Origin of the sequence: Microtetraspora sp. AC03309, assembly GCF_020826795.1 — a bacterium.
GTDB classification, from domain to species: domain Bacteria; phylum Actinomycetota; class Actinomycetes; order Streptosporangiales; family Streptosporangiaceae; genus Microtetraspora; species Microtetraspora glauca.
This window is the reverse complement of the sequence record NZ_JADDIL010000115.1, coordinates 1-18,276: the sequence shown is the minus strand read 5'-3', so window position 1 is coordinate 18,276 and position 18,276 is coordinate 1. Positions and strand designations below refer to the sequence as shown.

13 protein-coding genes and 2 pseudogenes are annotated in these 18,276 nt (G+C 70.7%); 7 read left to right on the top strand and 8 right to left on the bottom strand.

Annotation, left to right across the window (positions count from 1 at the left end):
- Positions 1-184: pseudogene (locus IMZ11_RS39465) on the bottom strand (sugar ABC transporter substrate-binding protein); the annotation flags it as partial.
- 614 nt (positions 185-798) lie between these two features.
- Between IMZ11_RS39465 and IMZ11_RS39460 the strand changes: the two are divergent.
- On the top strand, positions 799-2,073 hold the full coding sequence (locus IMZ11_RS39460) for an ABC transporter ATP-binding protein (RefSeq protein WP_061261534.1): 1,275 nt from the start codon (positions 799-801) through the stop codon (positions 2,071-2,073).
- A 12-nt stretch (positions 2,074-2,085) separates the two neighbouring features.
- Here the strand turns inward: IMZ11_RS39460 and IMZ11_RS39455 are convergent, their stop codons facing one another.
- The 7 genes from IMZ11_RS39455 to IMZ11_RS39425 form a co-directional block, all read right to left on the bottom strand.
- Entirely contained in the window at positions 2,086-2,718 is a 633-nt protein-coding gene (locus IMZ11_RS39455; protein WP_228648153.1) for an amino acid-binding protein, read from the bottom strand.
- A 143-nt stretch (positions 2,719-2,861) separates the two neighbouring features.
- Positions 2,862-3,239, bottom strand: coding sequence for a DUF488 domain-containing protein (locus IMZ11_RS39450; protein WP_228648151.1), 378 nt, complete (start codon positions 3,237-3,239; stop codon positions 2,862-2,864).
- Positions 3,240-3,428: 189 nt separating this feature from the next.
- A complete protein-coding gene (locus IMZ11_RS39445; RefSeq protein ID WP_228648149.1) occupies positions 3,429-4,379 on the bottom strand; it encodes an alpha/beta hydrolase family protein in 951 nt (316 codons plus the stop codon).
- 68 nt (positions 4,380-4,447) lie between these two features.
- The gene (locus IMZ11_RS39440; RefSeq protein ID WP_228648147.1) at positions 4,448-6,253 is read right to left on the bottom strand and encodes a glycoside hydrolase family 13 protein; all 1,806 of its coding nucleotides are present in this window, start codon (positions 6,251-6,253) and stop codon (positions 4,448-4,450) included.
- A gap of 2 nt (positions 6,254-6,255) precedes the next feature.
- Complete coding sequence (locus IMZ11_RS39435; RefSeq protein ID WP_061261536.1) at positions 6,256-7,089, bottom strand: sugar ABC transporter permease; 834 nt, start codon at positions 7,087-7,089, stop codon at positions 6,256-6,258.
- Positions 7,089-8,672, bottom strand: coding sequence for an ABC transporter permease subunit (locus tag IMZ11_RS39430; protein WP_228648145.1), 1,584 nt, complete (start codon positions 8,670-8,672; stop codon positions 7,089-7,091). The genes IMZ11_RS39435 and IMZ11_RS39430 overlap by 1 nt, the downstream gene beginning before the upstream one ends.
- Positions 8,669-10,003, bottom strand: a complete 1,335-nt coding sequence (locus tag IMZ11_RS39425; protein ID WP_228648143.1) for a maltose ABC transporter substrate-binding protein — start codon at positions 10,001-10,003, stop codon at positions 8,669-8,671. Before IMZ11_RS39425 ends, IMZ11_RS39430 begins: the two co-directional genes overlap by 4 nt.
- A 169-nt stretch (positions 10,004-10,172) precedes the next feature.
- On the opposite strand from IMZ11_RS39425, the gene IMZ11_RS39420 reads away from it, so the two are divergent.
- The 6 genes and pseudogenes from IMZ11_RS39420 to IMZ11_RS39395 form a co-directional block, all read left to right on the top strand.
- Positions 10,173-11,192: a LacI family DNA-binding transcriptional regulator gene (locus IMZ11_RS39420; protein WP_228648141.1), complete on the top strand. Its 1,020-nt coding sequence runs from the start codon at positions 10,173-10,175 to the stop codon at positions 11,190-11,192.
- Positions 11,193-11,258: 66 nt separating this feature from the next.
- Positions 11,259-12,605 (top strand): annotated as a pseudogene (locus IMZ11_RS39415) (ATP-binding protein); the annotation flags it as partial.
- A gap of 249 nt (positions 12,606-12,854) precedes the next feature.
- Positions 12,855-14,915 carry an N-acetylneuraminate synthase family protein gene (locus IMZ11_RS46510; protein WP_228648136.1) on the top strand — a complete coding sequence of 687 codons (2,061 nt, stop codon included), beginning with the start codon at positions 12,855-12,857 and terminating at the stop codon, positions 14,913-14,915.
- Positions 14,916-14,999: 84 nt separating this feature from the next.
- Positions 15,000-15,920: a glycosyltransferase family 2 protein gene (locus IMZ11_RS39405; RefSeq protein ID WP_228648134.1), complete on the top strand. Its 921-nt coding sequence runs from the start codon at positions 15,000-15,002 to the stop codon at positions 15,918-15,920.
- A gap of 79 nt (positions 15,921-15,999) precedes the next feature.
- Positions 16,000-17,694, top strand: a complete 1,695-nt coding sequence (locus IMZ11_RS39400; protein ID WP_228648132.1) for an alpha-2,8-polysialyltransferase family protein — start codon at positions 16,000-16,002, stop codon at positions 17,692-17,694.
- Between the two features lie 215 nt (positions 17,695-17,909).
- On the top strand, positions 17,910-18,276 hold a 367-nt coding region (locus tag IMZ11_RS39395), incomplete at its 3' end, for a hypothetical protein (protein WP_228648130.1).

Genomic DNA, 18,276 nt, shown 5'->3' with positions numbered 1-18,276 from the left:
ACGTCGGCCCCTCGCTGTCCGGGCGGGTCGTGTCCCACCAGGTGACCTCACCGCTGATCTGGGTGGGATCGGCCGGCGCGGATTTCGCGGGCGCCGCGGTGTCGCCGGAGTCGCTGCTCCCGCAGGCGGACACCGCGAGAGCGAGGGCCGCGGCAGTCGCCGCGACCGAGATGACTCGCCGCATGTTGTGCACTCCTCATGGCTCAGGGGGATCGGCGTTTCGGTGGGGTGGCCGCCACGCCGGGTGTACGCCGGAACGTAACAGCGATGTGAACGGACATGAAACCCCTTGCAGAAAGTTTCTGCAAATTCGTTACATATGCCACTTGACCCGATTGGACCGGTCATCCCACCTATAGTCCGCATGTCCGAGGGCGTCGGCCGTGCCGTACGCGGGGAGGGCGGCGACAGGGGTCCCTCGGGGGCGCATCGGGACAGCTCCGGGGCGTACGCGGGGGGATTCTCCGGCCCACTTTCCGGCCCCATCCGCCCGCACGGTCAGGTGACCGCGAATACTTTCTGAAAGTAACTGAAACCTGTCGATTACCGCCATATACCTGGCCATTTACCACTATTGCGGGAACAACCCGGTACTGAGGAGTAACTAGGAGATGCCGTTTTTCTCACTGTCATGTATGGACAGGCGTGCCCAGACACGATGTACTACCTCATCAATCACACCTATTCCGGGGTCCGGGCACCTTGTGCCCGAGGAGAAGCGAGTCTCCAGATGAGCGAGCGCGGCGAGCGGTTCAACGGGTGCGAATGCAGGGACAGGCGGCCAGCCGGGGTGCTGTCATGAGTGCGGTGGTTCTCGACAACGTGACCAAGGTTTATCCCGGCGGATTCCTCGCCGTCGACCGGATGAACCTGCGAGCGGAGGAAGGCGAGCTCCTCGTTCTCCTCGGCCCTTCCGGGTGCGGCAAGTCCACACTTCTCCGAATGATCGCCGGCCTTGAGGAAATCACCGCGGGCGACCTGTGGTTGGGCGGAAAGTTCGCCAACCATCTGGCGCCCCGTGACCGCGACGTCGCCATGGTCTTCCAGAACGGCGCGCTCTATCCCCATCGCACGGTCCGGGGGAATCTGTCCTTCCCCCTGGAGATCGCCAAGGCCGATCCCGGCATGACGCGGGAACGGGTCGTGGAACTGTCCCGCGCCCTGCACATCGACGAGACACTCGACCGCCGCCCCGGGACGCTCTCCGGTGGCCAGCGCCAGCGCGTCGCCATGGGCCGCGCGATCGTCCGCCAGCCGTCGCTTTTCCTCATGGACGAGCCGCTGTCCAACCTGGACGCCGGCATGCGCACCGAGTTGCGGATGGAGATCTCCTCCCTCGTGCGGGCGCTCGGGGTCACGACCGTGTACGTCACGCACGACCAGGTCGAGGCGCTCACCCTGGCCGACCGGATCGCCATCATGAACCGGGGCGTCCTGCAGGACATCGGTACGCCGGCCCAGGTCTACAACGACCCGGCCACCGCGTTCACCGCGGCGTTCCTCAGCTCGCAGCAGCTCAACCTGCTCGCCGCGACCGTGCGCACCCCGCAGAACCAGTTCATCCTGCTCGACTTCGGGCCGCACCAGATCACGATGCCGTGGACCGATCCACGTGCTTACGCGGTGTCACAGCACACCGGGTCGCAGATCATCGTCGGCATCCGGCCCGACGCCCTCGCTCCGATGCCGGAGAAGGCCGAGGGGCCGAGCTTCTTCGGGCGGGTCCGCACCCTGGAGTACCACGGTCACGAGTGGCTCGCCTACCTCGAGGCCGGGATCCCTTCCGTGACCGTGCCCGAGCCACCGGACCCGCGGCACAAGGCCTACGCGGGCGGCGCGAACGGGAGCAGGGCCCGGTCCATGATGCGCCGCCTGTGGGGCGCCGCGGACGACGCCGGCGAGCACACGCCCCCGCCGTCGATCGGGGGCACCCACCGCAGGGCGGACCTCATCGTGCGGCTCGGCGGGCGGCCCGTCTGGCGGGCGGGCGAGCACGGCCGGGTGGCCGTGGACGTCTCCCGGCTCATGCTGTTCACCCAGGCCGGCGGCAGGATCGACCCGCCGCGCCGCTAGGAGACCGCTCGCCTACGCCTTGACTCCCGACCTGACCAGGACCTCGACGAGCTCCATCAGCCGGACCATCCGGTCGAGCTCGACCCGGTGGAACGCGGGGCCCTGGCTCCTGGCCACCACCAGGTGCAGGCCGTCCCCCGCCATGGGCGGCAGCGGCACGCTCAGCACGTGCACCGGGCCGTCCAAGGTGACCGACGACGGGCGGATCAGGACCAGGTCCGACCAGGACACCGTCTCCGGCGCCTGCCAGCTGCCGTGCACGAGAGCGCCGTCCACGGCGCTCACCGCCACCGCCCAGTCGGCGCTGACGAGATCGGGCACGGCGTCCACCAGAGTGGGCAACGCGCGGCCGGGATCGGCCGCGACGTGTCCGAGGAGGTCGTAGTCCGGGTTGGCTCCGGGCACCTCGCGCGTCCGCCAGGCGGCCTCGACCTTGGTGCCGGGTACCACGCTGACCCGCTCGCGCAGCTCCTCCGCGCTGAGCACGCCGCTCCAGGACACGGTGAAATCGTCGACGGCCCGCCCGGAATCCCGTTCGAGCACCGTGACCTGCAGAATGTCCGCTCCCATGACACCGAAGGCACGCGCCACCTGGCCGAGCACCCCGGGCCGGTCCGGCAGCGAAACGCGTAGCCGCAGCAGCATCCCGTCCCCTCTCTTCCGGCACCAACAGTGCCGGAAAAAGATTTCGGGCGTGTTCCCGGCAGATGTCACGCACGCTGCCGCCGCCCGGCTGTCACTGACGGCCGGGCGCCCGTCACGCCCCGAGCGGCGGGATCACGCGTTCGTCACTGGCCCTCCGCCAGCCACTCGGCGAGGACGGCCGCCTGGCTGTGCCCGATGTCGCGCGTCGCGGTGAGCAGTGTCAGCCCGCCGTGACCGGCGAGGTCCCGCAGGTGCTCCGCGGCCCGCCTGCGGTCGGGTTCGCGCAGCTCGGCGAGGTAGCGCCGGCGGAACTCCGGGAAGCGGCTCGGCTCGTGCCCGTACCACCGGCGCAGTTCGGTGGACGGTGCGACGTCCTTCAGCCACTCGTCGACGTGCGCGTTCTCCTTGCGCATCCCTCGTGGCCAAACGCGATCGACGAGCACCCGTACGCCGTCGGACGGCGAGGCGTCCTCGTAGATCCGCCGGCAGTCGACGGCTCCCCGCGTCCTGGTACGCGTCATTCCGTGCGCACTGTCCTGTGTCCTGCCCCGTGTTCTGCCCTGCGTTCTGTCCTGTGCGTGGTGCCGGGTTCTGTGCTCGGTCATGATGGCGCCCCCTGGCCGGCCGCGTCGCGCATTCAGGCTCGTCCAGTTTATCCGTCAAAAGCCTTTTTTTCGCGAAAAAGTGGCATGCGTATAGCGATGTCTGATTCACCCCTGGGGCGGCAGCAGGAGGGGCAGAGCGCGTTCGAGCGCGCGGGTCCAGTACGGCCAGCGATGGGTACCGGCGCCGTAGAAGTCGGTGCGGACGTCGACCCCGGCCCGCGCCGCCGCGGCCACGAAGCCGCGGTTCTGCTCCAGGATCGACGCCTCACTCGCGTCGTGCGCGACGCCGGGCCCGTCCAGGGGACCCGGCCGGCCGTCACCGCCGGACACGTAGAGCCGCGTCCCCTTCAATGCGCCCACGAGGTCCGTGGGATTGTGCGCGCGCCAGCCGTCCGGGCTCGCTCCCGGTTCGCCCCAGATGTCCCTCGGCTCGGCCCCGTTGTCCCGCAGGAACCGCCCGAACCCGTCGGGATCGCGGCGGATGTCCAGGACGCCGGAGAACGACGCGGCGGCCTCGAAGACCCCCGGATGCCGTGCCGCGTAGCCCATGGCGCCATGGCCACCCATGGACAGGCCCGCGACGGCCCTGCGGTCGCCGACGCCGTACATCGGCTCGACGATCCCGCGGACCTCCTTCATGTGGAACGTCTCCCAGGCCGGGCCGTTCCTCCAGTCGGCGTACCAGCCCATCCGGCCCGCCTCGGGGAGGACGACGACGGCCGGAAGGTCCGCGGTGACGCGTTCCGCCTCGCCGTAGGTGAGCCAGTCGTCCCCTCCGCTGACGCAGCAGCCGTGCAGGAGGTAGAGCACCGGCCAGCCGGTGGAGCCCTCGGTCCACCCCTTGGGCTTCAGCACCCACACGTTCGCGGGCCGGCCCAGCGCGGGTGACCGGATGGTCAGCCGTTCCGCCCGCCCGCTTCCGGGCTCGCGTGCGGTGACCCGCGCGGCACCGTCCCGCACCCCCGGGACGGTGCCGCGCCCGCAACCGGACAGGGCGACGGCTGTGAGAACCAGCGCCGCCAGCATGCTCAGGAGCCTCGTGAGTGTCCGCTTCACGAAGCACTCCTGTCACATGGGGCTCGTCCGGTCAACCCTTGGAACCCGCCCGGAAGGCAGGTCCGGCCTCAGTGGAGCCGCCAGACGTGCAAGGCCGGGCCGTCCGAAGGAAGGACGTGCGTGCCGTCCTCGCCGGCGAGCAGTTCCGCCGAGCCGTACACCGGCACGCCCCCGCGGCCGAGCGGCAGCCGTACGGGGTCGTGCGGGGCACGCGCGGCGAGCACGAGCAGCCGCTCCCCCGCGCGTTCCCTGAGGAAGACCAGCGCGTCCTCTGAGGCGTGCAACCACCGCAGGCCGCCGTGCCGCAGGGCGTTCTCACCACGCCGCAGCGCCGCCAGATCGCGGTACGCGGCGAGGGTGCGGGTGTCCCAGGTGTCGGGCCGGTCCCAGGGCATGGTGCGGCGGCCGTCCTCGCCCCAGGCGCCCTCGATGCCGATCTCGTCGCCGGCGAAGACCATCGGGGTGCCCGGAAGGGTGAACATCAGGCCCGCCGCGACCTCAACGAGAGCGCGGTCGCCGCCGCAAACCGTACGGATCCTGGCCGTGTCGTGGGAGCTCACGAGCGACCACGAGTGCGTGAGGGACCGCCAGGACGTCTGCGCGGCGAAGGAGCGCATCGTGGTGACGATCCGGTCACCGCCGAGCCGCGGGATGGGCGCGGGCACGCCCAGGAAGGGCAGCTGGACGCCGGGCCCGCGCAGCCAGCTCCACACCGGGCGGGTGAATCCCGCGTAGTTCATCGTCCCGTGCCAGCCGTCCGCGTCGAGGTCGCCGGCGGCGTCGTGGGCGTGCTCGGCGACCAGCAGCGTCTCGGGGTTCTCCTCCGCCATCGCCCGCCTGAAACGCGCGGCCACCTCGCGGGTCAGGTCGGTCCCGCGCAGCCGGGCGGTCATGTTCGCGACGTCGACCCGCCAGCCGTCCAGCCCGAAGCGGATCCAGCGGCGGATGACCGAGTCGTCCGCCTCGATCATGGCCTGGCCGACCATGGTGCTCGTCCAGTCGAGCTTCGGCAGCGACGCGACGCCCATCCACGCCTCGTAGCCGAGTCCCTCGTCGCCGAAGAGGAACATCTCCCGCTCCGGCGCCCCCTTGTCCGCAAGCGCGGTCTGGAACCAGGGGTGGGTGTGCCCGCAGTGGTTCGTCGTGATGTCGCCGAGGATCCGCATGCCGTACGCGTGCGCCTCGTCCACGAGCCTGCGGTACGCGGCGTCGCCGCCGAGCAGGGGATCGATCTCCGCGAACGACGAGGCGTTGTACCGGTGGTTGGACGGGGCGGGGAAGACCGGGGTCAGGTAGAGCGTGTTCGCCCCCAGCGCGGCGACGTGCCCGAGCCGCTCCCGCACGCCGTCCAGATCGCCGCCGAAGATCTGGACGGGCGTGGAGGGGCCGCTTCCCGCGACCGGGTCGTCCCAGCCGCGTTCCTCCGCCCACGCGGGCAGCGTGTGCCGCGCGGAGGAGCGGGCGAACCGGTCGGGGAAGATCTCGTAGACCACGGCGTCGCGGGCCCACTCCGGCGGCGCGGCGTGGGTGAGCAGCCGGAAGTCGCCCGCGTCCGGCACGTCGTTGCCGTGCAGCCCGGTGCCGTTCAGCCAGCGGTAGCCCGGCGAGGCCGGCGATCCGGCGAGCAGGAAGCGGTAGCGCGTGACCGGGTTGCGCGCGACCACGTCGGCCCGCCACCAGATCTCGTGCTCGGTCTCCCTGTCGATGACGGCTTCGGTGAAGTGCGGCTCGCCGTCGGGCGCGGAACGGACGTAGACGCCGCTCCTGTGCGCCCTCGGCGTACGGACGAACACCGCGACCGTCTCGCCCGGCTCGGGCGCGAGCGTGCTGACGTGGTCGGCCGATCCGTCGTGGTGGAATCCCCGATCGAGCATCTTCATCCCTTCACGGCGCCCGCGGTGAGCCCGTGGACGATGTATCTCTGCAGAAACTGGAACACGAGGACCGTCGGTATCGCGGTAAGCAGCGTCCCGACGGCGAACATGCCGAAGTTGGCGTTGCGCTGGTCGGCGAGCAGGCCGAACAGCCCGACCGCGAGCGTGCGGGCGTCGTCGCCGGTGAGGAAGACGCTCGCGATGAGGAACTCGTTGATCGTGGCGATGAACACGAGCAGGCCGCTGATCGCCAGCACCGGCGCGGCGAGCGGCAGGACGACCCGGAGGAACGCCTGGGTGTGGGTGCAGCCGTCGATCATCATGGCGTCGTCGAGCTCCTTGGGGATCGAGTCGAAGAAGCCCTTGATCAGCCAGGTGTTCACCCCGACCTGCCCGCCGATGTAGAGCAGGACGACGCCCCAGACACTGTTCAGCCCGAACACCGGCCAGTTGTCGCTGATCGCGCTGAAGATCACGTACAGCGGGACGATCGCGAGGAACTGCGGGAACGCCTGGATGACGAGCAGGCTCACCAGCCCGGCGCGCCGCCCGGCGAAACGGAACCTGCTGAACGCGTACGCGGCGAGGGCGGAGACGGCGACGGCCAGGGCCGCGGTCAGCCCGGCGACGACGACCGAGTTGCGGTACCACGTCCAGAAGTGGGTCTCCTCGAACAGCCGGAGGAGGTTCCCGAGGCCGGCGCCGCGCGGCACGAGGGTGGCCGAGCTGAGCGTCCCGATCGGGTTGAGCGCGGCCGACACCACGAACACGATGGGCAGCACCGCGAACGCCGTGACGAGTACCGCTGCGGCGTGCCGCCACACGATCGTGCGCATCACGTCACCTCCTTGAACGCCCGGGTACGCCGGAAGCCGATGATCGAGATCACCGCGACGATCAGGTAGACGTAGATCGACATCGCCGCGGCCAGACCGTACTGCGCGCCCTGCTGACCGAACGCGAGCCGGAACGTGTAAGTGATCAGCAGGTCGGTGGCGCCGACCGTGGGGTTGTCCGACGGGAACGGCCCGCCGGAGGTCACCAGGAAGATGCCGTTGAAGTTGTTGAAGTTGAACGCGAACGACGACACGAGCAGCGGCGCGAGCGCGAGGAGCAGCAGCGGCAGGGTGACCTTCCTGAACCGCTGCCAGGGTGAGGCGCCGTCCACCTCGGCCGCCTCCAAGTACTCCCGGGGGATCGTCTGCAGCGCGCCCGTCGCCACCAGGAACATGTACGGGAATCCCAGCCAGAGCTGGACGAGCAGCACCGAGAGCCGCGCGGTGAACGGCGTGCCGAGCCAGTCGGTGTGCAGGCCGAGCATCCGGTTGATCAGGCCGAAGTCGGTGTTGAACATGTCACGCCACACGAGCAGCATCGCGAACGCGGGCATCGCGTACGGCAGCACGATCAGGGTCCGGTAGGCGCGGACGCCGCGCATCCGCGGATGGTGCAGCACCAGTGCGGCGGCCAGGCCCAGCGCGGCGGTGAGCGCGACGACCGCGATCGCGTAGAAGAGGTTCCACACGAAGACGCCGACGAAGTGCGCGTTGATCTTCGGGTTGGTCAGGGCCGCGCCGAGGTTGGACAGCCCGACGCCGACCTTCCATCCCTGCGGGAGCGCGCTGCCGTCCTCGGCGACGAACCTGCCCTGCTCCTCGTCGGACCTCCAGATCTTGCCGTCGCCGCTCACGCAGTCGCAGCCGGCCTTGTAGGCGAGCGCGGCTCTGCCCTGGTAGGCGCGGGTCAGACCCTGGCTCCGGATGGCGCCACCCTTCACGGGCACCGCCAGCGCGGTGATCTCCGCGCTCCGCGCCGACGCCTGGGCCGCCGTCAGGACGGTGTACCCCTCGGCGGCGGTGATCCGCCCGCCGGGGCCGAGGGACGCACCGCCGATCTCCCGCAGCCCGTCCCCGGTCCCGGCGTACGCGGCCCGCTTGGCGGGATCGGCCAGCAGGAAGACGAGGGCGCCGTCCTTCTCGGCCACGGTGAGGCGGAACTCGGCCGAGCCCGCCTCACGCCGTACGGACGACGTCTCGATCGCGGTGATCGCCTCCGACTTGGTGCCGAGGTGCCCGTCACCGGTGTTGGTGAGGGCGAGCGACATCGTGTAGAGGACGGGGAACACCTGGAATGCCACCAGGAGGAACGTGGTGGGCAGCAGATACTTGGCGGGCAGCCGGCGCGGGGTCAGGTAGGCCCACAGGGCGATCCCGGTCGCGACCGCGGTGATCGCCATGCCGGTCCAGTCTCCGGAGGAGACCAGCGGGGCCGCGGCCCACAGGGCGATGCCGACGATGAGGCCCAGGGCGAGGACGCGGACGGCGACACCCGTCGCCGAACCCGGCCAGGTCCGCGCACGCGAGTGCGCCGCACCGGCCCCCGCCCGGTCGGACCGGGCGGGGTTCCGCGTGATCGTCATCCGTTCTGCCCGAGCTGCTCGGCGATGGCCTTGCCCGCGGCCTTCACGGCGGGGCCGACGTTCTCGCCCTTGACCACGGCGTGGATGAGCGTGTTGAACGGTCCCCAGACGGCGACCATCTGCGGGATCGCGGGCAGCGGCACGCCGTTCTCCGCGGCGGCCTCGAACTTGGCGACGTCGGGGTCCTTGGCCGAGGCGTACGCCAGGGCGCTCTTCAGCGCGGGCATGCGCGGCTCGGCGTCGAACAGCGCCTGGGACACCTCGGCCGAGGCCAGCGTGTTGGTGACGAACTCCTGCGCGAGGGCCTTGTTCTTGCCCTTGCTGGCCACGAAGAACGCCTGGACGCCGACGAAGCTGCGGGCGGGATCGCCGCCCTTGAACCCGGGCACCGGGGTGACGTCGTACTTCACGCCCGCGGTGCGCACGTCGGCCAGCCGCCACGGTCCGGAGACCATGAACGCCGTCTTGCCGTCGGCGAAGAGCGCGGCCGAGTTGTCGGAGGTGAAGGAGCGCTTGAGCGCGCCCGCGCCCTTCTCGCCGAACTCGGCCACCTTCTCGAATGCGGCGATCGACTCGGGCGTGCCGACGCCGAGGTCGGCCGGGTCCGGGTCGCCGTTCGGCTTGGTCCCGAACAGGTGGCCGCCTCCGGAGGTGTACAGGGGGTACATATGGTACGTGTCGCCGGACTGGCCGTCCTGCTGGCTGATCGGGTATCCCACGATCTCCTTGACCTTGCCGGCCGCCTTGAGCTTCGCGCCGGTGGCGACCAGCTCGTCGAAGGTCTTGGGCGCCTCGGGCGCCAGGTCGGTGTTGCGGTACAGCGCCAGGTTCTCCACCGCGTACGGCACGCCGTAGACCTGCCCGTCGTAGGTGACGGCCTTGCGGGCGACGTCCACGTACCCGTCCAGCTGGTCCTGGGTCATCTGGATGGGGTCGATCAGCCCGTTCTGGACCAGGTTGCCGATCCAGTCGTGGGCGCCGACGAGGACGTCGGGGCCCTTGCCCGCCTGGGAGGCGGTGACGAACGTCTGCTGCTGGTTCTGGGCGACGACCACGATGTCCGCCTTGACGCCGTTCTCCTTCGCGAAGGCGTCGGCGAACTGCTTGAGGGTTTCGGACCGCTTCTGGTCGGCCCAGATGGTCAGCGTGGCGGCCTCGGCGTTCTCGGCGGGCGCCGCGGAGGACGCCTTGCCGGTCGCGGTGTCGCCGCCGGCACTGCCGCCGCTGCCGCCGCAGGCGGTGAGCGCCAGGCAGGCGGCCAGACCGAGGGCCAGACCGGAGACCAGGCGCGGGGCCGGACGGGGAGCGAGCGCTCCGAAGGTTCTGCGCACAGCATTGCTCCAGGGAAGGAGGGAAGGGCCGGAGCCCTGGATGGGGGGAAACCGCGCGGTGTGCGGAGAAGTTAACAAGACATTTCGGTTCTTGAAAGGGGTTGCACAAATTTGCTGCAATGTTTCAAGATTCCTTGGGACGTTCCAGCGAGCGGATCGGAATCCCCCCATGGCAGTACGACTCGACGACATCGCCCGGCAGGCGGGCGTCAGCAAGGCGACCGTCTCCCGCGTGCTCAATGAGCGCCCGGGAGTGAGCGCGAGCGCGAGAAGAGCGGTGATCACCGCACTCGACGTGCTGGGTTACGAGCGCCCGAGCGCCTTGCGGCCACGCAGCTCCGGCCTCGTGGGGCTGATCGTCGCCGAGCTGCAGAATCCCGTGTTCCCGCTGTTCGCGCAGGTCATCGAGAGCAATCTGGCGCGGCACGGCTACACCGCCGTCCTCGGCACCATGACGCCCGAGGGCGCAGGCGAGGACGAGTACGTCGGCATGCTGCTGGACCGGGGCGTCTCCGGCATCGTCTTCGTCTCCGGGCTGCACGCCGACACCACGATCGACCGCTCCCGCTACGAGGACCTCAGACGGCAGCGCATGCCGATCGTGTTCGTCAACGGCGAGTTGCCCGGCCTCGCCGTACCGACTCTGTCGTGCGACGACGGCGTCGCGGGGCGGATCGCGGCCCGGCACCTGATCGACCTCGGCCACCGGAGGATCGGCTTCCTGAGCGGGCCGGCCCGCTACTCCCCCGTCCGGCGGCGGCTCGCCGGGTTCCGCCAGGCCATGCGGGAACTGCTCGGTCCCGGGGCCGGCGAGCTCGTCGAGCTCACCACGTTCGACGTCACCGGCGGCCAGGCGGCGGCGAACCGGCTTATCGAGCAGGGAGCGACCGCGCTCGTCTGCGGCAGCGACCTGATGGCACTCGGCGCGATCCGGGCGGCGCGGCGCCGCGGCCTGCGCGTGCCCGAGGACGTCTCCGTGGTGGGGGCGGACGACTCGCTGCTGATGTCGTTCACCGATCCGCCGCTCACGACCGTCCGCCAACCGGTCCTGGCGATCGGCGTGGCGACCGTGCGCACCCTCATCGACGAGATCAGAGGCCGGGGCGGCAAGGCGGCGGAGCACCTGTTCGAGCCGGAACTCGTCGTACGGGCCTCCACGGGCGCATGCTCCCCCAATGCGGCACTTTGAACAGGTTTAGTCAGATCTTTCCGGTGTCGCGAATCCGCGCGGGATCACGGTCAGTAGCCTCAAGAAATGTCCCTCCCCTGGCTGCGCGGGCTGTCCATACATGCCCGCCTGACGTTGATCACGACGGTCGTCGCGCTGCTCGTCCTCATCCCGCTCGGGATCGGAGCCGATTACGGGATCCGGCGTGCCGTCAGCGCGCACATGTGGGAGGAATCACGGCAGATCGCCTCCAAGATCGCGGCCGACGTACGTGAGGGAACGCTGCACAACCCCATCCGCACGCGCAGGGCGTCCGAACTGATCCAGGTCGTCACACCGTCCCGGCAGGTCGTCGCGGCCAGCGCGTCCGCGCGCGAGCTGCCCGTCCTGAGCCCGAACTGGCCGCGCCCGGACGACAGGTTCACCGAGTTCGTCGCCTGCACCCTGCCGGGAGGCAAGTGCGCCTACATGGTCGCGCTGCGCACCGGTACACAGCCGGGCGCGCCGGTCGTCTTCGCGGGGCGCCAGCAGCCCGTCATCACCCACACCCGGCTGCTCGAACTGATCCTCGCCGGCGTGGTCGCGCTGCTCGCGGCGGTCATCGCGTGGGTGTCGTGGAAGATCGCCGGGCGCGCGCTGCGCCCGGTGGAGGCCATCAGGTCACAGCTCGCGGCCATCAGCGGCAGCGACCTGAGCTCCCGGGTGCTCGAACCCCCGGGCCATGACGAGATCGCCCGGCTGGCCCGCACCGTCAACGAGGCGCTGGCGCGGCTGGAGCGGGCGGTCACCCAGCAGCGGCAGTTCGCGGCCGACGCCTCGCACGAGCTGCGCACCCCGATCACCGGCATCTGCGCCCAACTGGAGAGCGCGCTGCCGCACCCCGACGACCACCCGGAGGCCATGAAGGCGGCGCTGCGCGACACCAAGCGCCTTGAGGCGATCATGAGCGACCTGCTCTTCCTCGCCCGGATCGGCACGACCGACCGCTCCATGCGGGAGAAGATCGATCTCGGGGCGCTGGCCACGACCGAGGTGAACCGCCGGCGTTCCGGGCCGATCGAGATCGACCTGCGGGTCACGCCGGGGGTGACGGTCACCGGAGTGAACACCCATCTTTCCCGGGTGCTGGTCAACCTGCTGAACAACGCGGAACGGCACGCCAAGAGCCTGATCACCGTCGAGGTGGGCCGCGACGGCGACGATGCGGTGCTCGCCGTGGGCAACGACGGGGACCCCGTCCCCGAGGAGGACCGCGAGCGCATCTTCGAGCGGTTCACCCGGCTCGACGCGGCACGCAGCAGGGACCAGGGCGGGACCGGGCTCGGCCTGGCCATCGCGCGCGAGGTCATCCAGGCGCACCACGGGAGCATCCGGGTGGAGGACACCGACAGCGGCGCGCTCTTCCTCGCACGGATTCCCATCAGCCCCGGTACGGAGGCCCCCGACACCGACACCGACACCGACACAGGCACGGGCACGGGCACGACGACCCAGACGTGATGCCTCCAGCGGCGCGCCGTCGGAGGCATCACCGGTCTCACCGCGCTCGGACGCGCGCACGGAAAGTTAATACGGGCGCCCCTGGGTGTTCAGCTCGGGCACCCCCTGCGTGACATCCCCCTGACTAGGTTCTGGGACACCCCCGGACATCTGGGGCGTCGTCGCAGGTAGAAGGAGTGCCCCGTGCGAGTCCTTGCCGTTGTCCCCGCCCGTGGCGGTTCGGTGGGCGTACCGCTGAAGAACCTGGAAAGGGTGGGGGGCGTCCCCCTGGTGGCCCGCGCCGTCGGCGCCTGCCTGCGGGCCGGGCTCATCGACGACGTCGTGGTGAGCACGGATCACGAGGGCATCGCCACGGCCGCCAGGGAGGCGGGCGCGCGGGTCGTCGAGCGTCCCTCGGAGCTGAGCGGAGCCGTCGCCTCCAGTGAGTCGGCCGTACTGCACGCGCTCGGCACGCTCCCCGAGGAGCCGGAGGTGGTCCTCCTCGTGCAGTGCACCAGCGCCTTCATCGACCCTGACGACCTGGACGCCGCCGTCGGCCGGGTCCTCGACGGTCAGGCGGACGTCGTCTTCTCCGGTATGGAGACGTACGAGTTCGTGTGGACCGGCGCGGGCGCCGGCGTCAACCACGATCCCGCCACCCGCCCGCGTAGGCAGGACCGCGAGCCGCACTACCGCGAGACCGGCGCCTTCTACGTGATGCGCACGGACGGCCTGCGCGAGCACGGGCACCGCTTCTTCGGCCGGGTCGCCGTCCAGCCGGTCCCCGCCCGGCACGCCGTGGAGGTCGACACACCCGAGGACCTGGAGATCGTACGGGCGCTCGCCCCGTTCGTGGACGAGCCGCTGCCGATCGACGTGGACGCCGTGGTGACCGACTTCGACGGCGTGCACACCGACGACCGCGCGTACGTCGACTCCGAGGGGCGCGAGATGGTCGCGGTCAGCCGGTCCGACGGCATGGGGGTGGCGCTGCTCAAGCGCTCCGGCGTCCGGCTGCTCGTGCTCTCGACCGAGCGCAACCCGGTGGTGGCCGCCCGTGCCCGCAAGCTCGGCGTGCCGGTGCTGCAGGGGCTCAACGCCAAGGAGACCGCGCTGCGCGACTGGCTGGCGATCGAAGGGCTGGACCCGGCGCGGGTGGCCTACGTCGGCAACGACGTCAACGATCTCCGCTGCATGGCGCTCGTCGGCTGGCCGGTCGCGGTCCCCGACGCCCATCCCCGGGTCCGTGCGGCCGCCCGGGTGGTGCTCACCCATGCCGGCGGGGCGGGAGCCGTACGGGAACTGTGCGACCGGGTGCTCGCGGCCCGGCCGGAGTCGGAGAGCCCCGCCGAGCCCCGACGGGTGGCGCGGCCGCCGCTGCGCGTCAAGGGCGCGCCGGTGCGGATCGGCGAGTCCCTGGTCGGCCCCAGCCTGCCCGTCTACATGATCGGCGAGATCGGCATCAACCACAACGGCGACCTCGAGATCGCCCGCAGGCTGATCGACGTCGCGGCCGACGCGGGCTGCCAGGCGGTCAAGTTCCAGAAGCGCACGCCGGAGATCTGCGTGCCGCCGGAGCAGCGCGGCCAGATGAGGCAGACGCCGTGGGGTGAGATGACCTACCTCGAGTACAAGATCCGGACGGAGTTCGGCCGGGACGAGTACACCGAGATCGCCAAGTACTGCGCGGCACGCGGCATCGAATGGTTCGCCTCGCCCTGGGACGTCCCCTCGGTGGAGTTCCTGGAGGAGATGGACGTCGTCACGCACAAGGTGGCGTCCGCCTCGGTCACCGACCACGAGCTGCTGCGCGCCCTCGCCGCGACCGGCAAGCCGATCATCCTCTCGACCGGCATGTCCACGATCGAGGAGATCGACCGGGCCGTGGAGATCCTCGGCACCTCCGGTCTGGTGCTCATGCACGCGACCTCCACGTACCCGTTGCCTCCGGAGGAGGCCAACCTGCGGACGATCGTCACGCTTCAGGAGCGGTACGGCGTGCCGGTCGGCTACTCGGGCCACGAGCGCGGTCTGCAGATCTCCCTCGCGGCCGTCACCCTGGGCGCGGTGGCCGTCGAGCGGCACATCACCCTGGACCGGACGATGTGGGGCTCCGACCACGCCGCCTCGCTGGAGCCGAGCGGCCTGGAGCACCTGGTCAGGGACATCCGCATCATCGAGTCCGCGATGGGAGACGGAGTCAAGCGCGTCTTCCCCGGTGAGGAGGCCCCGCGGGCCCGCCTCCGCCGCGTCCCCGCGCCGTGATGCCTCTCGTGACCGTTCTCAAGACGGCTCTCGTGGTGGAGGCGGCCCGGTGATCGAGTGCGACCCGGTGACGGGAGGCGGCGCGTGCCCGCGCTCTCGGTGATCGTCGCGGTCCGGGACGGCGAGCCGTACCTGGCGGACGCGCTCACGTCCCTGACCCGCGATCCGCACCCTGACCTCGAGGTCATCGTCGTCGACGACGGGTCGGTGGACGCTACCTCGGCGGTGGCCGAGGACTTCCGCGCCGACCTGCCGGGGTTCCGGCTCCTGCGCAACGCCGTACCCGCCGGTGCGGGCGGCGCCAGGAACGCCGGGCTCGCGCTGGCCTCGGGACGGTATGTGACGTTCCTCGACGGGGACGACTGGGTGGCGCCCGGATACCTGGCCGAAATGGTGGCCTCGATCGACGCGCTCGGATGCGACTTCGTCCGGGTGGACCACGTCCAGGTCGAGGGCCGAAAACGGGAGCTGCTGCGGGCCCCGGAGAGCAGGCGTGACACGGTCCTCGACCCTCGGGACGCCATCCTGCCGTTCGACGCCAGGACGATGGTGGACTACGCGTACGCGTGGGCCGGGATCTACCGCCGCGACCTCGGACCGCTGCTCGCCTTCCCGGACGGCCTGCGGACCGCCGAAGACCGCCCGTGGATCTGGCGGCTGCACCGGAAGGCGCGATCGTTCGCCGTGGTGTCCCTCGCGGGCGTGTTCTACCGGCGCGGGGTGCCCGGGTCGCTGACCGCGGTCGGGGACGAGCGGCAGCTCGACTTCTTCACCGCGTACGAGACGATCCTGGACGAGGTGGAGCCCGGGTTCCTCCTCAAGGCCGCGCGCAACCTCACCGGGCTGCTCGCGCACCACGTGGAGTTGATCGACCGCTTCACCCCCGAACTGCGGGCGAGGTTCGAGGAGCGGGCCGCCGCGGTCCTCCGGCGCGTCCCGGCTGAGGCGCTCGCCGGAATGGACCCCGACCGCCGTGCCCTCGTCGAGTCCCTCGGACTGCCCTGACACGGGCACCCGGAGCGGTGGGGTGGGGACGGTTCGGTTCAGCTCGCAGGAACGGCATGACACGGATCATGGGAGGGACATGGCACGGACCACGCTGTTCTGCGCCTCGACACTGTTCGGCGCGATGACCCTCGCGGCGGCCTGCGACGAGGGCCGGTTCGGCACCGGACGGAGAATCCTGCTGGTGTCGAACAACGCGGCCATCCCCGAGATCACCCCCGCCCTCGACGAGACCCCCGGCTTCGCGGGGATCCGCGACCGGTTCGACGAGGTGGTGTCCTGGAACGCGATCATCGCCCCGCTGCACCCGTCGGAGTGGAAGGCCCGCTCGGTTGAGGTGCCGATGCTGGGCCGTCTCCTGTCGGCACACCTGGGCGAGCCCGACGAACTGGTCGTCGAGTCGATCGCCGTGCCGCCCTCCCGTACGCTCGCGGGACTGCTCAAGGACCTGCCGATCAGCGTCTACTCGGACGGCCTGATGAGCTACGGTCCCACCCGCATCCCGCTGCCCGCGGAGATCGCCGGCCGCGTCACCCGCCTGCTCCACCTCGATCTCGTGCCCGGGCTCGTTCCCCTGCTCCTGTCCGAGTACGGCGTGCCGCCCGAGGTCGTGTCCGGATCCGCCTTCACCCACGTGATCGGGCAGACCGGAAACGACGCCCCATCCGTAGCCGCCTCCGAGATCCCGGCCGGCGCCTTCCCTGATGCCGCCCCAGCGGGGCTGTCAGATGTGGCCGTCCTGCCCGGTGCCGCATCAGACGAGATGCCGGCCAGGATTCCGGTTGCCGTTCCGAACGTCCCGGCGCCGAGCGAAGGATGTCCGATCGCGGAGCCGTCGAGCAGGGAGCCGTCGAGCGGGGCTGCTCCGCGCAGTGAGGCAGGCCGCGAGGGACCGCGCGCGGACGGACCGGGTTGGGAGGCCGTCATCCTCGGGCAGTACCTCTCCTCCCTCGGCATCCTGACCTCCGCCGAGGAAGCGGGACTGCACGAGACGATGCTGCGCGGCCTGGCCGCCCGGGGCCACCGGCAGGTGGTCTTCAAACCCCACCCGGCCGCCGGGCGGCGACACGCGCGCGAGCTCCGGCCGCTCGCCGAAGAACTCGGGGTCGAACTGCTGATCACGCCGGGGACGATCCCCGCCGAGGTCTGCTTCGCCGTACATCGCCCGCGGCTGGTCGTCGGGTGCTTCTCGACGGCGCTGACGACCGCGCGGCGCTTTTTCGGCATCCCGGTCGCGACCGTGGGCGGCGACCTGGTTCTCGAACGGCTCTCGCCGTACGAGAACAGCAACCGGATCCCCGCGACGATCGCCGATGCCGCGTTACCCCGGCTCGCCGCCGACGGATCGATCGAGGAGCCGCCTCCCGTGGACCTGCGCGCCCTGGTCCGAGCGGTCGGGTACTGCATGCGCAGCTCGGCGCATCCGGACCTGCGCGAGGCGGCCGAGGCGTACATCGGCGAGAGCGGTACCGCGCGCTATTTCAAACACCGCCGTCTGGAATCGCTCGGCCTGCTTCCCGCCCCGGAACCCGAACCGATGACGGGACGTAGGCGACCGGAACCGGAGCGAACGCGGAAGCCGGTCAGGGGACAGGAGCGGGATCTGGTCCCGCCGACGAAGTCGATGCCGCGCGTGGCACCTGCGACCGAAGGCCGCCCGGAGCCGGGCTCTCCGTCCCAGGCGCCGGAGAGTCCGCCGGGAGCAGAGCGGGCATCGGGGTCGGAACCCACCAAGACGCCCGCCTCGCGCCTACGCCGCTTCCTCTCCCGCTGAGATCCCGTCGAGAGCGGGGTCACCGGCGGGCCGGCCTCGGGCGCCGACCGCGATCGCGCCCCCGAGCACCTGCGCGGCGGCGCGGCACAGGACGAGAAGCGATGGGACCCAACAGCTTTAACGACTGAAACTGGAATTCCAGCTAAACGATTTCCCGTGCTTTGCACGGCAGCCCGAGCGGCGTTTTTGTCGGTGGCGGTTGTTAGCGTTGCAATGTGAATATCGAACGGCAGCCGATCCCCGACGGCCTGGGCGACATGCCCCCAGGCGTGGGATTGGCCGCCGTGCTGGAGCAGATCGATATCGCCAGGCTGGACGGCTTCGACGCCGTGATCGTGATGCAAGCCTACGCCCGCCTCGAAGCACACGTGCAAGCGCGCAAAGCCGTCGTGATGGCCGAAGTCGGCCTGTATGAGATTTCCGTATCCGGCATGGAGAAAATGTCCGAGCCGGACAAGAATTCACCCGACGAGATCCGGGCGGCGTTGCGTCTCACCCGCCGTGCCGCTGAACGTGAATACGGTCTCGCCTATGACTTGAAGGTACGTCTCCCGGCCGTGCGTGACGCCCTGTCGGCCGGTC

Bases quoted from the DNA above. Each gene is read 5' to 3' on its own strand.
- IMZ11_RS39420 (WP_228648141.1), top strand. From the start codon at position 10,173: ATGGCAGTACGACTCGACGACATCGCCCGGCAGGCGGGCGTCAGCAAG.
- IMZ11_RS39450 (WP_228648151.1), bottom strand. From the start codon at position 3,239: ATGACGCGTACCAGGACGCGGGGAGCCGTCGACTGCCGGCGGATCTAC.
- IMZ11_RS39435 (WP_061261536.1), bottom strand. From the start codon at position 7,089: ATGCGCACGATCGTGTGGCGGCACGCCGCAGCGGTACTCGTCACGGCG.
- IMZ11_RS39440 (WP_228648147.1), bottom strand. From the start codon at position 6,253: ATGCTCGATCGGGGATTCCACCACGACGGATCGGCCGACCACGTCAGC.
- IMZ11_RS39400 (WP_228648132.1), top strand. From the start codon at position 16,000: ATGGCACGGACCACGCTGTTCTGCGCCTCGACACTGTTCGGCGCGATG.
- IMZ11_RS39455 (WP_228648153.1), bottom strand. From the start codon at position 2,718: ATGCTGCTGCGGCTACGCGTTTCGCTGCCGGACCGGCCCGGGGTGCTC.
- IMZ11_RS39430 (WP_228648145.1), bottom strand. From the start codon at position 8,672: ATGACGATCACGCGGAACCCCGCCCGGTCCGACCGGGCGGGGGCCGGT.
- IMZ11_RS39460 (WP_061261534.1), top strand. From the start codon at position 799: ATGAGTGCGGTGGTTCTCGACAACGTGACCAAGGTTTATCCCGGCGGA.